The 14438-nt window shown below is 71.6% G+C and carries 11 protein-coding genes; 4 read left to right on the top strand and 7 right to left on the bottom strand.

Annotated elements, in window-relative coordinates:
- Positions 1–3 precede the first annotated feature (3 nt).
- Positions 4–2283, top strand: a complete 2280-nt coding sequence (locus ACQPZ4_RS32030) for a putative bifunctional diguanylate cyclase/phosphodiesterase (protein WP_433043731.1) — start codon at positions 4–6, stop codon at positions 2281–2283.
- Between the two features lie 4 nt (positions 2284–2287).
- Here the strand turns inward: ACQPZ4_RS32030 and ACQPZ4_RS32025 are convergent, their stop codons facing one another.
- The gene (locus ACQPZ4_RS32025; protein WP_433043728.1) at positions 2288–3679 is read right to left on the bottom strand and encodes a lectin; all 1392 of its coding nucleotides are present in this window, start codon (positions 3677–3679) and stop codon (positions 2288–2290) included.
- A 109-nt stretch (positions 3680–3788) separates the two neighbouring features.
- Here ACQPZ4_RS32025 and ACQPZ4_RS32020 point away from each other — a divergent pair, with 109 nt between their 5' ends.
- Positions 3789–4559: an SDR family NAD(P)-dependent oxidoreductase gene (locus tag ACQPZ4_RS32020; protein WP_433043726.1), complete on the top strand. Its 771-nt coding sequence runs from the start codon at positions 3789–3791 to the stop codon at positions 4557–4559.
- Position 4560: 1 nt separating this feature from the next.
- Here ACQPZ4_RS32020 and ACQPZ4_RS32015 read toward each other — a convergent pair whose 3' ends face one another.
- The 6 genes from ACQPZ4_RS32015 to ACQPZ4_RS31990 form a co-directional block, all read right to left on the bottom strand.
- The gene (locus tag ACQPZ4_RS32015) at positions 4561–5574 is read right to left on the bottom strand and encodes a LacI family DNA-binding transcriptional regulator (protein ID WP_433043723.1); all 1014 of its coding nucleotides are present in this window, start codon (positions 5572–5574) and stop codon (positions 4561–4563) included.
- A gap of 19 nt (positions 5575–5593) precedes the next feature.
- Positions 5594–6610, bottom strand: a complete 1017-nt coding sequence (locus ACQPZ4_RS32010) for a LacI family DNA-binding transcriptional regulator (protein WP_433043720.1) — start codon at positions 6608–6610, stop codon at positions 5594–5596.
- Between the two features lie 36 nt (positions 6611–6646).
- Positions 6647–7465: a carbohydrate ABC transporter permease gene (locus tag ACQPZ4_RS32005; RefSeq protein ID WP_433043717.1), complete on the bottom strand. Its 819-nt coding sequence runs from the start codon at positions 7463–7465 to the stop codon at positions 6647–6649.
- Positions 7462–8319: a carbohydrate ABC transporter permease gene (locus ACQPZ4_RS32000; RefSeq protein WP_433043714.1), complete on the bottom strand. Its 858-nt coding sequence runs from the start codon at positions 8317–8319 to the stop codon at positions 7462–7464. The genes ACQPZ4_RS32005 and ACQPZ4_RS32000 overlap by 4 nt, the downstream gene beginning before the upstream one ends.
- Positions 8320–8372: 53 nt before the next feature.
- Positions 8373–9671, bottom strand: coding sequence for an ABC transporter substrate-binding protein (locus ACQPZ4_RS31995; RefSeq protein ID WP_433043711.1), 1299 nt, complete (start codon positions 9669–9671; stop codon positions 8373–8375).
- Positions 9672–9871: 200 nt separating this feature from the next.
- Entirely contained in the window at positions 9872–10894 is a 1023-nt protein-coding gene (locus ACQPZ4_RS31990; RefSeq protein ID WP_433043708.1) for a LacI family DNA-binding transcriptional regulator, read from the bottom strand.
- Between the two features lie 188 nt (positions 10895–11082).
- On the opposite strand from ACQPZ4_RS31990, the gene ACQPZ4_RS31985 reads away from it, so the two are divergent.
- Both ACQPZ4_RS31985 and ACQPZ4_RS31980 read left to right on the top strand, forming a co-directional pair.
- Complete coding sequence (locus ACQPZ4_RS31985; RefSeq protein ID WP_433043705.1) at positions 11083–13506, top strand: glycosyl hydrolase 2 galactose-binding domain-containing protein; 2424 nt, start codon at positions 11083–11085, stop codon at positions 13504–13506.
- Positions 13503–14411, top strand: coding sequence for an ROK family protein (locus tag ACQPZ4_RS31980; RefSeq protein WP_433043702.1), 909 nt, complete (start codon positions 13503–13505; stop codon positions 14409–14411). The genes ACQPZ4_RS31985 and ACQPZ4_RS31980 overlap by 4 nt, the downstream gene beginning before the upstream one ends.
- Positions 14412–14438: the final 27 nt, after the last annotated feature.

The following is a 14438-nucleotide window of genomic DNA, read 5'->3' as shown; positions in this document are numbered from 1 at the left end:
GGCATGCGGGCGTGGATCTGGTACATCGCCGGCGGGCTTCCGGCCGCCGTTCTGGCTCCGTACCTGCCCTCGTTCGCCCGGCAGCTGGTCTACGCGATCGGCGGGATCGTGGCCATCGTCGTCATCGTGCGCCAGCTGCGCGCGGACCGGATCGCCCGGCGGCGGGCCTGGTGGTGCATGGTCGCCGCGATGACCTGCGCCGCGACCGCGAACTTCTCCTGGGCGGTCGCGATCGGGCTCGGCGGCACCGGGGCCGGGATCCGCTGGATCGACGCCACGTACTTCGCGATGTACCCGCTGATCGCCGCGGGCATGCTCGGCCAGCCCATCGTGCGCCGCTACGGCTCCGCGCTGGCCGGGTTCACCGAGGCGGGCGTGGCGCTGTGCACCGCCGTCGTCGTCACCTGGGTCCTGTTGTACGACCCGTTCGTCCGCGACCGGCCCGCGCACTCGGTCGACTTCAGCATCGCCATCTTCCCCGCCCTGGACCTGCTGATCCTGGCCACCGCGGTGCGCATGGTGGTCGCCGCCGGGACGCTGCGCGCGACCCACCTGCTGCTGCTCGGCGGGGCGGCCTGCCTGCTCACCTCCGACGTGCTGTACTTCGTCTCGGCCTCGCTCGGCGGCGCCTGGGCCGGCTCCGGCATCACCTCGGCCGGCTGGTCCGCGACCTACGTGTTCATGTGCGCATCGGTGCTGCACCCCTCGGCCGCGCAACCCCCGGCCGACGCCCGGCCGTCCTCGTCGCGGTGGGGCACCGTGATCTACGGCATCGTCGTGCTCATCGGCCCCGTCGCCACCGGCTGGTCGCTGCTGCGCGAGCTCGGCGGGCGGGGGCTGGAGGTGGTCGACGTGGCGGTACCGCTGGTGCCGACCGCCCTGTCCGCCGTGCTGCTCGTCATCCGGCTCGGCCACGCCGGGCGGGTCGAGCAGCGCCGGGCCCACGACCTGCGGGCGGCGCTGCACCAGCAGTCGCAGATGCAGGCCCTGCTGCGCCACCACGCCCTGCACGACGCCCTCACCGGCCTGCCCAACCGGCGGCTGCTCGACGACCGGCTCACCGAGCTGCTGGCCGGCGGCGACGGCGGCGGCCTGATCCTGTTCGACCTCGACGGCTTCAAGGACGTCAACGACCGCTTCGGCCACCCGACCGGCGACGCGCTGCTGGTCGAGGTCGCCCGCCGGCTGGAGAGCCTGCTGAGCCCGGGCGACACCCTGGCCCGGCTGGGCGGCGACGAGTTCGCGCTGCTGTGCCCGCAGGTGGCCGAGCCGGACCTGCTGGCCCGCGGGGAGCGGCTCCTCGCGGAGTTGCGCCGCCCGGTCGAGGTCGGCGGCGCCGAGCTGTTCGTCTCCGGTACCGCCGGTGCCCGCGCCTTCACCGCGAAGTACAGCGCCACCACCGTGCTCGCCGACGCCGACGTGGCCCTGTACGCGGCCAAGGCGGCGGGCAAGGACCGGGTCGTCGGCTTCGACGAGGAGCTGCGCGACCAGCAGCTGCAGCGCAGCCGGACCGCCGAGCGGCTGCGGGCCGCCCTGGCCGCGGACGAGCTGGCGGTGTGGTACCAGCCGATCGTCGCGCTCGACGGGGACCGTACCGTCGGCGTGGAGGCCCTCGTGCGCTGGTGCCCGCCCGGTTCCGCGCCGATCGGCCCCGACCGGTTCATCCCGGCGGCCGAGGCGAGCGGGCTGATCGTCGCGCTCGGCGACTGGGTGCTCAACCGGGCCTGCGTGGACGCCGCCGGCTGGTACCTCGACACCGGCGTCGGCGTGAGCGTGAACGTCTCCCCGCGGCAGCTGGCCGAGCCGGACTTCGTGGCCCGGGTGCACGCCGCGCTGGCCGCCTCGGGGCTGCCGGGCGACGCGCTCACCATCGAGATCACCGAGGGCGTGCTGGTCGGCGCCGGGCCGCAGGCCGAGCAGACGATCGCGCACCTCACGGCGCTGCGCGCGATCGGGGTGCGGGTCGCCATCGACGACTTCGGCACCGGGTACTCGTCGCTGGCCTACCTGCGCGACCTGCCCATCGACGTGCTGAAGATCGACCGCTCGTTCCTGCCGCACAGCCGCGACGACGTGGCCGGGCAGACCGCGCTCGTCCGCGCGATCGTGGACCTGGCCCGCAGCCTCGGCCTGGTCACCGTGGCCGAGGGCGTGGAGACCGAGGAGCACGCGGCGCTGCTGCGCGACCTCGGCTGCGACCGGGTCCAGGGGTTCCTGCTGGGGCGCCCGGCCCCCGCGGCCGGACTGGAGCTGGTGGCCCCGGGCGCCCCGTCGTTCGCCTGAGAAGCTAGGCCGGCAGGGTCCAGTTCTGGTTGGTCTGGCCGTTGCAGGTCCAGATCTGGATCTGGGTGCCGTCGGCGCTGTTCTGCCCGGTGACGTCGAGGCACTTGCCGGTCTCGGGGTTCACCAGGGTCTGCCCGGCGCGTGTCCACTGCTGGTGGCCGTTGCCGGCGCAGTCCCACAGCTGGACCTTGGTGCCGTCGGCGTTGGTGCCGCCGGCCACGTCCAGGCACTTGCCGAGCGCGCGGACCGTGCCGTCGGAGCCCACCGTCCAGTTCTGGGCGCCGGTGCCGTTGCAGGTGTACAGCTGGATCTTCGTCCCGTTCGCCGTGCCCGACGCGGCGACGTCGAGGCACTTGCCCGCGAGCCCCTTGATCGGGCCCGTCCCGCCGGCGGGCGGGGTGCTGCCGCCGGGCACGGTGAACTCGCCGCGCACGAGCACGCGGCTGTTGAAGTACGTGTTCTGCACATTGGCGTTCGTGTTGTACCCCGGGTCCTGCAGGTACTCCGCCCACACCATGAAGTACGTCCAGCGCGGCTGGGCGTTGAGCAGCGCCACGCTCGGCACCTGCCCGACCTCGGCCAGGGCGATCGGCTTGCCCCCGGCCACGTTCAGCATGGCCTGGTAGTCGCTCGCGCTCGGGGCGAGCTTCACCCACATGTCGAGCGTGGCGACGTCCACATAGGACGCACCCGGCCAGTAGTCGGCCAGCGAGCCCATGTTGACGTCCTTGACGTTCCACACCCAGACCAGGTTGGACAGGCCCTGGCCCACGTAGTAGTCGTGGACGATCTGGAACAGCTTGCGGCTGCCGTTCGCGCCGGGGCGCCCGCCCCACCACGACCAGCCCTCGTTCATCTCGTGCACCGGCCGGAACAGCACCGGCACGCCGGCGTTCTGCAGCTGCCGCAGGTACGGGACGGCCTCGTTGAGCCGGTTCTTGAACGCCGTGTTGAGCGCCGAGCCGTCGGTGACGAGCTGGCTCCACTGGCTGTCGGAGAGGTGGCTGAGCACCCCGTTGCTGTCCCAGCCGCAGGTCGAGCCGACCGTGGGCGGGCACATGTGCCAGGTCAGCGCGACGAGCGAGCCGCCCTGCCACTGGCGGATGGCCTCGGACACCATCGTCTGGCGGGCGCCGACGTCCGAGCTCGCGAACAGGAAGTCACCGCCCCAGAGCCCCGGCGTCTGGCCGGTGATGCCCTGGGCGACCCGGGTCCACTTGGTCGGGTCGGAGTTGGGCTCGCGGTTGTGCTGCCCGGTGATCGTGTACTGCCCGGAGATGCCGGACAGGTACGACACGAGCGCCGAACGGGTGGATGCGGGGAAGGCCTGGGCGGGGGCGGGGGTGCCGACGATCGCGGCGAGCAGGATCGCCGCGGCGGCGATGGCCTTGCGCACTGGTACTCCTTTCAGTTCTGCTGAACCGAGTAAGTGCGGACGACACTAGGACTCCTTCCGCATCGATGTCAATACATGCTGAAGCGAGCAAGGGCTCTACGCTGGCCGGATGACCGACTTTCCCAGTTTCGAGATCCCGGGCCGGACCGCCCTCGTCACCGGCGCGGCGCGCGGCATCGGCCGGGCCATCGCCCTGACCCTGGCCAACGCGGGCGCCGACGTGGCCATCGGCCTGCGCGACGCGTCCGCCGACGCCGGCCTGACCGCCGAGATCGAGGCCCTGGGCCGCCGGGTGCTGCCGCTGCAGATGGACATGGCGAGCCCGGAGCAGATCCGCGCCGCCGTCGACGCCGTCGTGGAGCGCTTCGGCCGGCTCGACATCCTGGTCAACAACGCCGGCATCGCGCCCGGCAACCCGGCCGAGCACGTCACCGAGGCCGACTTCGACCACACCCTGGCGGTGAACCTCAAGGGCACGTTCTTCGCCAGCCAGGCGGCCGGCCGCGTCATGATCCGGCAGGGGTACGGCCGGATCGTCAACCTCGGCTCGCAGGCGGGCGCGGTCGCGTTGCCGGGCGAGGCGGTGTACTGCATGACGAAGGCCGCGATCGCGCACCTCACCCGCTGCCTGGCCATCGAGTGGGGCCCGCACGGCATCACGGTCAACGCGGTCGCGCCGACGTTCGTGGAGACTCCGGGCAACGCCGACTACCTGGCCGAGCCGGCCAACCGCGCCGAGGTCCTGGAGCGGATCGCCGCCCTGCACCGCCTCGGGGAGCCGATGGAGGTCGCCGGCGCCGTGCTGTTCCTGGTCTCCCCGGCCGCCTCGCTCGTCACCGGCGAGGTGATGCTCATCGACGGCGGGTGGACGTCCCGCTGACCTACGCCGGCGCGGGCCCGGTGCTGTCGCGGACGACGAGCGCGGCGTTGCCGTAGCGGACGCTGCGCGCGGGGCGGCCGTCGAGCAGCTCGAACAGCAGCCGGGCGGTGCGCATGCCGTAGTCGGTGATGTTGCGCTGCAGCACGGTCAGGGCCGGGTGCACCAGCTGGCACAGCGGGGAGTCCTCCCAGGCCAGGATCGACACCTGGCCCGGGACGGGGACGTGCATCTCCGCCGCGACGCCGAGGCCGGCGAGGGCCATGAGGTCGTTGTCGTACACGATCGCCGTCGGCCGGTCGCGCCCCGCGAGGATGCGCCGGGTCGCCTGCGCGGCCGCCTCGCCGGTGTAGTCGGCGGCCACGGTCTGCACGCCGGGCAGGACCGCCGCCAGCGCCGCCGTGCGGGCCGCCGTGTGGGCCAGCCCGGCCGGGCCGCTCACCCGGGCGACCCGGCGGTGCCCGAGCGCGGCGAGCAGCCCCGCGACCTTGGCCGCGCCCGCGTGCTCGTCCGTGGACAGGTTGGCCACGCCGGGCAGCTCGCCGGAGCCGCCGGCCACCACCGCCGGAAGATCCAGCTCTCGTACCGCCGGCAGCCGCGGATCGTCCACCCGCAGGTCGCACAGCACCACGCCGTCGACCCGGCGCTCGGCGTGCCAGCGGCGGTAGATGGCGACCTCCTCGTCGACGTGCTCGACGAACTGCAGCGCGAGGCCGAAGCTGCGGGCGTACAACTCCATCTGCAACCCGGCGATGAACTGGCGCCGGAACACCTCGCTGCGCAGGGCGGCCGAGGTCCGGCGCAGCGCGAGCCCGACGACGTCGGCGGCGGCGCTCCCGTGCAGGGCGACGGCGGCCCGGTGCGCGGTGAACCCGAGCTCCTCGGCCACCTCGCGGACCCGCTCGCGCAGGTCGTCGGAGACGCCGGGACGCCCGTTGAGCGCGTACGACACGGCGACCCGGGACACGCCGACGCGCCGCGCGATGTCGCTCATCGTCGGCCGCCGCCCCACCGCCATGGGACGAAGCCTAACCGGTTCAGTTTCGTGGCGGTGACGCGATGCTGTCGCGCAGCAGCAGGCGAGGGGTCGCGTCCTGATAGTCGCCGGGCAGGCCGCCGAGCAGGATGCGGGCCGTGTTCGCGCCGTAGGCGTGGATGTCGCGGGCCAGTGCACTCAACGCGGGGTACGCCATCTCGCACAGCTGGGAGTCGTCGCCGGCCACGATCGAGAGCCGGCCCGGGACGTCGACGCCCAGCTTGCGGGCCACGTGCAGGCCGGCCGTGGCCATGATGTCGTTGTCGAACATGATGGCCGTCGGGGGTTCGGCCGCGGTCAGCAGGCGCTCGGTCGCCCAGGCGCCGGCCTCCCAGGTGTAGTCGGTGTCGACCACCTCGGCCGCGGCCAGGCGGTGCTGGTGGGCCGCGGCCCGGAACGCGGCCGTGCGGATGTGCGTGTGTGAAAGCGACACGAGACCGCCGACGCGGGCGATGCGCCGGTGCCCGATGCCGGCCAGGTAGCCGACGGCCTCGGTCAGCGCGGCCGCGTCGTCGCTCCACACGGCGGGGATGGTGGAGCCGGCCGGGCGTACCGACGGATGCCCCACCAGAACCCCCGGCAGGCCCAGCTTCTCCAGTGCCGCGACCCGGCTGTCGTCGACCCACAGGTCGGTGAGGATGGTGGCGTCGATCCGCCGGGCCGCCCACAGCCCGCGCAGGGCCTCGATGGCCCGCTCGTGGTCGCCGACGACCTGCAGCACCAGCGCCGTGCCGGTCCCGGACAGCTCGGTCTCCAGCCCGGCGATGAACTTCATGTAGAACGGCTCGACTCCCAGCGTGGCCGCGTCCCGGGCGATGACCAGGCCGATCGCCTCGGCCCGGGCCGCCGAGAGGTTGCGCGCGGCGGCGCTGGGCTGCCAGCCCATCTCGTCGGCGATGGCCCGGATGCGCTCGCGGGTCTGGGCCGACACGCCGGGCCGGTCGTTCAGGGCGAACGAGACCGCGCCGATGGAGACCCCGGCGGCCTCGGCGATGTCGCTGATGGTCGGGCGTTTCACGGTTGTCCTTGCCCCGTCACGTGGTGCTCCGCCTGGTCACTTCGTCGCTCCGCTGGTGAAGCCGTTGTAGATGAAGCGCTGGAGCAGCAGGAACAGGATAAGGGTGGGCAGGATGACCAGGACCGCGCCCGCCGAGATGGTCTCCCAGTGCGCGCCGAACGGGCCCTTGAAGCGGAACAGCGACGTGGAGATCGTCCCCAGCCCCTCCGAGGGCATGTACAGGAACGGGATGTAGAAGTCGTTGTACACGAAGATGCCCTTGATGATGACGACCGTGGCGATCGCGGGCTTGAGCAGCGGCAGGATGACCGACCGGTAGATCTTGAACGTGGAGGCGCCGTCGAGGCGGGCGGCCTCGTCGAGCGAGATCGGGATGCCGCGCATGAACTGCATGAAGATGTAGATCGCCACGATGTCCGTCCCCATGTACAGCAGGATCGGCGCCCACCGCGAGTCGAACAGCCCCAGCGTGTCGATCACCCGGAACGTCGCCACCTGGGTGGTGACCCCGGGGACCAGGGTGGCGACCAGGAACGCCCCGACGACCAGGCGCTTGAACCGGAAGTGGAAGCGGTCCAGCGCGTACGCGGCGAGGGTGCCGGCCAGCACCGTGCCGACCACCGAGACCAGCAGGATGAGCGCGGTGTTGGCGAAGCCGGTGAGCATCCGGCCGTTGGTGAACGCCGTGGCGTAGTTGTCGAAGTTGAGCCAGTCGTGCGGCAGGGCCAGGGTGTCGCCCGTCGCCATCTCCTGCGGCGTCTTGAGCGAGGTCAGGAACACGGTCACCAGCGGCAGCAGCACCACGACGGACGCGATGACGAGGCTGGTGTACCGCAGAAACGCGCCGAGCTTCACGTCAGGTCGGTCCTTTCATCCGGTACGAGCCGCCGCTGCAACCACGTGACCAGCAGCACGATGACGAGCAGCACGACCGCGGCGGCCGAGGCGAGCCCGGTCTTGTTGAACTGGAAGGCGAGCTTGATGGTCTGGATCACGAAGGTCTTGCTCTCGCCCGCGCCGCCGGTCATCACGAACGGGATCTCGAACACCGACAGCGACCCGGACACGGCCAGGATCACGCTGAGGCTGATGATCGGGCGGATGCCGGGCGCCACGATGTGCCGGAAGATCTGCCAGCGGCTCGCGCCGTCGAGTTCGGCCGCCTCGTACAGCTCGCCCGGGATCGACTGGATCGCGCCCAGGAACAGCACGAACGTCAGGCCGGTGAACCGCCACACCGAGACCCCGGACAGCGACCAGTTGACCAGGTCCGGGTCGCCCAGCCAGAGCTTCTCCGGGTGCGCGCCGAACATGGCCAGGACCGAGTCGAGGGTGCCGTGCGGGCGGAAGAAGTACAGGAACACGAACGACACCGCGACCCCGTTGATCAGGTACGGGAAGAACAGGATGCCCTTGAACAGGTTCCGCAGCCGCAGCTTGAAGCTCAGGATGAACGCGAAGTACAGGGCGAGCGCGATCTGCACGGCCGCGGCCGCGAGGTAGTACAGGCTGACGAAGAACACCTGGAACAGTTCGGGGCGGGTGAACAGCTCCACGTAGTTCTCGGCGCCGACGAACGCCGGGTCGTCGCTCAGGCCGTCCCAGTCCGTGAAGCTGTAGCCGACCATGCTGCCGACGGGGATGTAGGTGAACGCGACCAGCAGCGCCAGAGCTGGGAGCAGGTAGATCCAGGGGATGAACCTTCGCACGGGTTTCCTTTCGCTGGAGGGGCGGGCCGGCGTGCCACCGGCCCGCCTCCGGATCAGCCGACGGTCTTGGCCGCTTCCATCCAGCGCTTGGTCAGGTCGGCGAAGATGCCCTTGAGGTCGCCGGGGGCGGCGCCGCGGGCGGTGTCGACGATCTTCTGCCGGTAGTCGGGCTTGCTGATCCCGACCTCGGAGGCGTTGTCGATCTTCGTGAGCTTGGCCGACTCGGCCTGGGAGAGCTCGATGAACTGCACGCCGGCCTCGGTGAACGGCTTGAGCGCGGGCGGCAGCGGGGCGCCCTTCACGGCGGAGACGGCCTGGTTGACCGCGGCCGCGTCGGACTTGTCGATGAACCAGTCGAACCAGGCGCGGGCGGCCGCCTTGTTCTTCGAGTGGCTGTTGATCGCGTACTGGTAGTCCGGCGCCACGACCGAGCAGAACTTGCCGCCGACCTGCTTGGGGAACGGCATGTACCCGATGGAGTTGGGGTCCTTGCCCGCCTTCTTGGCCGCGTCCTGCATCTGCACGATCGCCCACGAGCCGAGCCACATCGTCGCGATCTTGCCGGTGGCGATCGCGCCCTTCGAGTCCTCCCAGTTCGTGGTGGTCGGGTCGGCCTCGGAGAGCTTGTTCTTCACGATGTCGTAGAGCAGCGTGTCGCCGGTGTTGAAGTCGCTGCCGGCGGCCCAGGGGTCGGTGGTGGGCAGCTTGTCGTTGGCCTTCGGGTCGCAGCTGACCGAGCCGATCACGCTGGACCATGAGCTCAGCGGCCAGCCGTCGTGGTAGTTGGTGTAGTACGGCGTCGCGCTGGTCTTGCTCTTGATCTGCTGCAGGTCGGCCACGAACTCCTCGGGCGTGGTCGGCCACTTGGTGACGCCGGCCTGGTTCCAGACGTCCTTGTTGTAGACGAACCCGTTGACGTAGGCGAACCCGGCCACGCCGTAGACCTTGTCGGCCACCTTCGCCTTGTCCGTGAAGCTGTACTTGGCGGCGACGTCGGTCGCGCTGCCCAGGCTCGCGAAGTACTTCGGGTAGTCCTCGGTCGACACCGTGTTCGGGATCAGCAGGACGTCACCGTAGTTCTCGGTGTTCATCCGGATCTTGACTTCGCCCTCGTAGTCGGTGACGCCCTCGAACTTGACGTTCACCTTCGGATAGAGCTGCTTGAACTGGTCGGCGTACTTCTGCATCGTGCCGTCGGTGACCAGGTCGGTGCGGTTGGTCAGCACGGTGATGTCGCCGGAGACCGAGGCGGCGTCGGCGGGGGACAGCGCCTCGTCCGACGTTCCGGACTTGCTCGAGCCGCCGCACGCGGCCGCCGTGAGGGCGGTGGCGGCGAGTATGGCAGCGAGCATGGGGGTGAACGCTCGTCTGTACATGGGGTGTGCTCCATTCGGGCCTAAAGCGTTTTAGTGAAGCGGACGCAGAATGGCACCGCTTCGATGTGCTGGTAAAGACCCTTGACCGAACCGTTATATTCGGACAAATACCCTTATTTGGACATGCCTGTGGGCCCGCCGGCCTCGCTTGGCCAACGGGCGTTCGGGTATGGAATTCAGGCGGGCGGGTTCAGGCGGGCGGTGCTGCCTCGGGGGCTGAGGTGGGCGGGTTCTCCGTGGGTGCTGGCGACCGGCGTACCGGCGATGGCGGCGAGCAGCAGGTGGGCGGCGCGCACGCCGTAGGCGCCGATGTCCCTGGTCAGGGCGGTCAGGGGCGGGTGGAGCAGCCGGCAGACGGGCGAGTCGTCCCAGGCGATGATCGACAGCTGGGACGGGACCGGTATGCCGAGCTCGTGGGCGACCGTCAGGCCGGCGACGGCCATGATGTCGTTGTCGTAGATGATCGCCGTCGGGCGGTCGGGGCCGATGAGCAGCCGCCGCGTGGCCCGCGCGCCCGACTCGCCGGTGTAGTCGGCCGCGACCGTGACCGTCTCGCGCAGGCCCAGGCGGGTGCAGACCTCGGTGAACGCGGCGGTGCGGATCGCGGTGTGCGCGAACTCCGCGATGCCGCCGACCCGGGCGATGCGGCGGTGGCCGAGCGCGGCCAGGTACTCCACCGCCTCGACCATCGACTGCGCGTCGTCGGACCAGACGCTGGGCAGCGAGCCGCTGGCGTCCGGCGGCCCGATGACGATCGCGGGCAGCCCGAGCTCCTCGAGCGCGGCGACGCGGGGGTCGCCGGTGCGCACGTCGCAGACCAGGACGCCGTCGACGCGGGCCTCGCTGTGCCAGCGGCGGTAGAAGGCCAGCTCCTCGTCGCGGCCGGCGGCCATCTGCAGCAGCAGCGCGTACGACTGGCGGGAGAGCTCCAGTTCGAGGCCGCTGATCAGCTCCATGAAGAACGGCTCGACCCCGAGCGTGCTCGGCGGGCGTTGCAGCGTCAGCCCGACCACCCGCGCCTGCGCCCCGGCGAGCGCGCGGGCGTTGCTGTCGGCGTGGAAGTTCAGCCGGCCGGCCACCTCGAGGATGCGTTCCCTGGTGGCGGGGGAGACGCCCGGGCGGCCGTTCAGCGCGTACGACACCGCGCCCTTCGACACGCCGGCCTCGCGGGCGATGTCGGCGATGGTCGGTCGCTTCACCTCTGCTCCCTCGGCGCTTCCCGGGCTCTTTCTCGGTTCAGGCGATGCTAGCCCCAACGGCTGGTCTTGTCGCTACCCCAGCCCGCCGCGCCTGCTGGCACGGTTCGGGTTGGCATTGACAGCCGGAAGGGGCCTGGCTACGTTGAGCGCGCTTACTCGGTTCACTAGGACGATAACAGGGGTCGCCGATGTACCGCTCGCTGCACGAAGGCTGGACCGTCTCGACCACCGGGGACGTCAACCTGCAGGACGTCGCGGCCACCGTCCCGGGCTGCGTGCACACCGACCTGCTCGCCGCCGGGTTGATCGACGACCCGTACTTCGACGACAACGAGCACGGGCTCGCGTGGATCGGCCGGACGCACTGGCGGTACCAGACCGGCTTCGAGTGGCGGCCCGAGGGCTTCGACCGCATCGACCTGGTCTGCGACGGCCTCGACACGATCGCCGCGATCACGCTGAACGGCCACCGGGTGGGCGAGACGCGCAACATGCACCGTCGCCATCGCTTCGACGTGACGCCGCACCTGCGCGAGGGCGCGAACGAGCTGGTCATCGACTTCACCGCGCCCTACGAGTACGCGGAGACCCAGGCGGCCCTGCTCGGCGCGCGGCCGGGCCCGTACGACGAGCCGTACGCGTTCATCCGCAAGATGGCGTGCAACTTCGGCTGGGACTGGGGCCCGACGCTGGTCACCGCCGGCATCTGGCGGCCGATCGGGCTGCACTCCTGGTCGGGCACGCGGATCGCCGAGGTGCGCCCGAGCGTCCGCCGCGACGGCGCCGACGTCACGGTCGTCGTCGAGCACGCCGGAACTGTCCATTCGCGCACGCGGTCGAGCGAACTGCCGCCGGTGAGCGGTTCGGCCGGGGCCGGCGAGGACGGCGAACCGGCCGCGGCCGTCATGGTGAGCGTGGCGATCGGCGATGTGCGCGCCGAGGGCAAGATCGCGGCCGGGCAGTCCGAGACGACGCTGCGGGTGGACGTGCCCGATGCGCGGCTGTGGTGGCCGCGCGGGCATGGCGAGCAGCACCTGTACCCGCTGACGGTCACCGCGGCCGAGGATGTGCACACGAGCCGGGTCGGGCTGCGCACCGTCGAGCTCGAACCTGACGCGTTCCGGCTGGTGGTGAACGGCGAACCGGTGTTCGTGCGCGGGTTCAACTGGATCCCGGACGACACGTTCCCGGCGCGCACCGGAGCGGCCGAGCTGGCCGAGCGGTTCGGGCAGGCGGTCGATACGGGCGCGAACCTGCTGCGCGTCTGGGGCGGCGGGGTGTACGAGTCCGACGCGTTCTACGACCTCGCCGACGAACTCGGACTGCTCGTGTGGCAGGACTTCCCGTTCGCGTGCGCGGCGTACCCGGAGGAGGAGCCGTTCACCGCCGAGGTCGAGGCCGAGGCGCGGGACAACATCGCCCGGCTCATGGGGCACCCGAGCCTCGCGCTGTGGTGCGGCAACAACGAGAACATCGAGGGCCACCAGCACTGGGGCTGGCCCGGCGAGCTCGACGGGCGCAGCTGGGGCGCCGGCTTCTACTTCGACCTGCTGCCGCGGCTGGTGGCGGAGCTCGACCCGGCCCGCGCGTACTGGCCCGGCTCCCCGTACTCGGGCGCCCCCGACCGCGACGTGCACGATCCGTCCACCGGGACGGTGCACATCTGGACGGTCTGGGGCTCGAAGGACTGGACCCACTACGCCGATTACACGCCGCGGTTCGTGGCCGAGTTCGGGTTCCAGGGCCCGCCAACGTATGCGACCTTGCGCGCGGCGGTCAGCGACGAGCCGCTCACCCCGGACTCGCCCGGCGTGCGCCACCACCAGAAGGCCACCGACGGCAACGCGAAGCTCCTCAGCGGACTCGGCGCGCACCTGCCGCAACCGTCCACGTTCGACGACTGGCACTACTGGACCCAGCTCAACCAGGCCCGCGCGATGGCGTTCGGCATCCGGCGGTTCCGCGCGCTCATGCCCTACTGCATGGGCACGATCGTCTGGCAGCTCAACGACTGCTGGCCGGTGACCTCCTGGGCGGCGGTGGACGGGGGCCGCCGGCGCAAGCCGCTCTGGTACGCCCTGCGCCGCGCCTACGCCCCCCGCCTGCTCACCTTCCACGAGCACGGCGTGGCGCTCGTCAACGACACCGCCGCGCCGTGGACCTCGACCCTGACGCTGACCCTGCGCGACCTGTCCGGCGACGTGGTGTCCACGACGTCGACGGCCGTGACGGTGGAACCGCGATCGGTTGTGCAGGTTCCGTCGGGGATGGACGGTTCGCCCGCGCAGGTGCTCGAAGCGACCTTCGACGACGTGCGGGAGGTGCGCTTCTTCGCCGAGGACCCGCAGGTGCCCTTCCCGCCGGCTGCGTTCGACGCACAGGTGAGCGATGTCGCCGGCGGCCACGAGGTGCGCATCACCGCGCGCACGGTCCTGCGCGACCTGGCCCTGTTCCCCGACCGCCTGCACCCGTCGGCCACCGTGGACGACCAGCTCGTCACCCTGCTGCCGGGCGAGTCGGCCGTGTTCACCGTGCACTCGGACACCGCGCTCGATCCGGACGCGCTCGTGGCGTTTCCGGTGCTGCGCTGCGTGAACGAGCAACGGCCATGACGACCCCGCGCGAACGCGCACCGGCCGCGACGCGGGTGCTCGCCGTGGACGTCGGGGGCACGAAGTTCGCGGCGGCGGTCATCGACGCGGACGGGACTGTCCATGCGCGCACCGAGGAACCGATCGCCGGGGCCGAACCGGTCGAGGTGCTGCGGCGGGTTGTGACCATGGCCGAACCCGCGGAGGTCGCCGCCGTGGCGATCGGGTCGGCCGGGCCGCTCGACCGGGCGCGCGGCACCGTCAGTCCGGTGAACATCCCGGCCTGGCGCGACTTTCCGATCGTGGACACCGTGGCCGGGTGGTTGCCGGCGGTGCCCGTGCTGCTCGCCGGGGACGCGCAGTGCATGGCGCTCGGCGAGTGGTGGCGGGGAGACCGGCCGGGGGCGTTGCTCGGCGTCGTCGTGTCGACCGGGATCGGCGGCGGGCTCGTGCTCGACGGGCGGCCGCACCTCGGGTCGACCGGGAACGCCGGCCACATCGGGCACATCACCGTCGACCCGCGCGGGGAGCCGTGTCCGTGCGGCGCGGTCGGCTGCGTGGAGACGTTCTCCAGCGGGCCGGCCATGGTGCGCTGGGCGCGCGGGCAGGGCTGGTCCGGAGCCGATGCCCGGAGACTCGCCGATGACGCCCGGGCCGGGGACGCCGTCGCCGTGTGCGCCTTCGAGCGAGGTGCCGAGGCGCTCGCGACCGGGCTGCTCACCACGGCCGCGCTGTGCGACGTGGACCGGGTGGTCATCGGCGGGGGTGTGGCGGCGGCCGGGGACGTGCTGTTCGCGCCGCTGCGCGGCGCGCTCGAGGGCCGCCGTGGCATGGCGTTTCTGAAGCGGCTGTGCGTTGAACCGGCCGTCCTCGGCCGGGATGCCGGGCTGTTCGGTGCAGCCGCGCTGGCCCTCTCGCCGGGCTGAGTCCGCAGCGCGGGCCAAGCCCCCGGC

It is taken from the genome of Dactylosporangium sp. CS-033363 (genome assembly GCF_050942475.1).
Classification (GTDB): domain Bacteria; phylum Actinomycetota; class Actinomycetes; order Mycobacteriales; family Micromonosporaceae; genus Dactylosporangium.
Note: the sequence above shows the minus strand (reverse complement) of the source record. Positions and strands in the feature narration are given on the sequence as shown.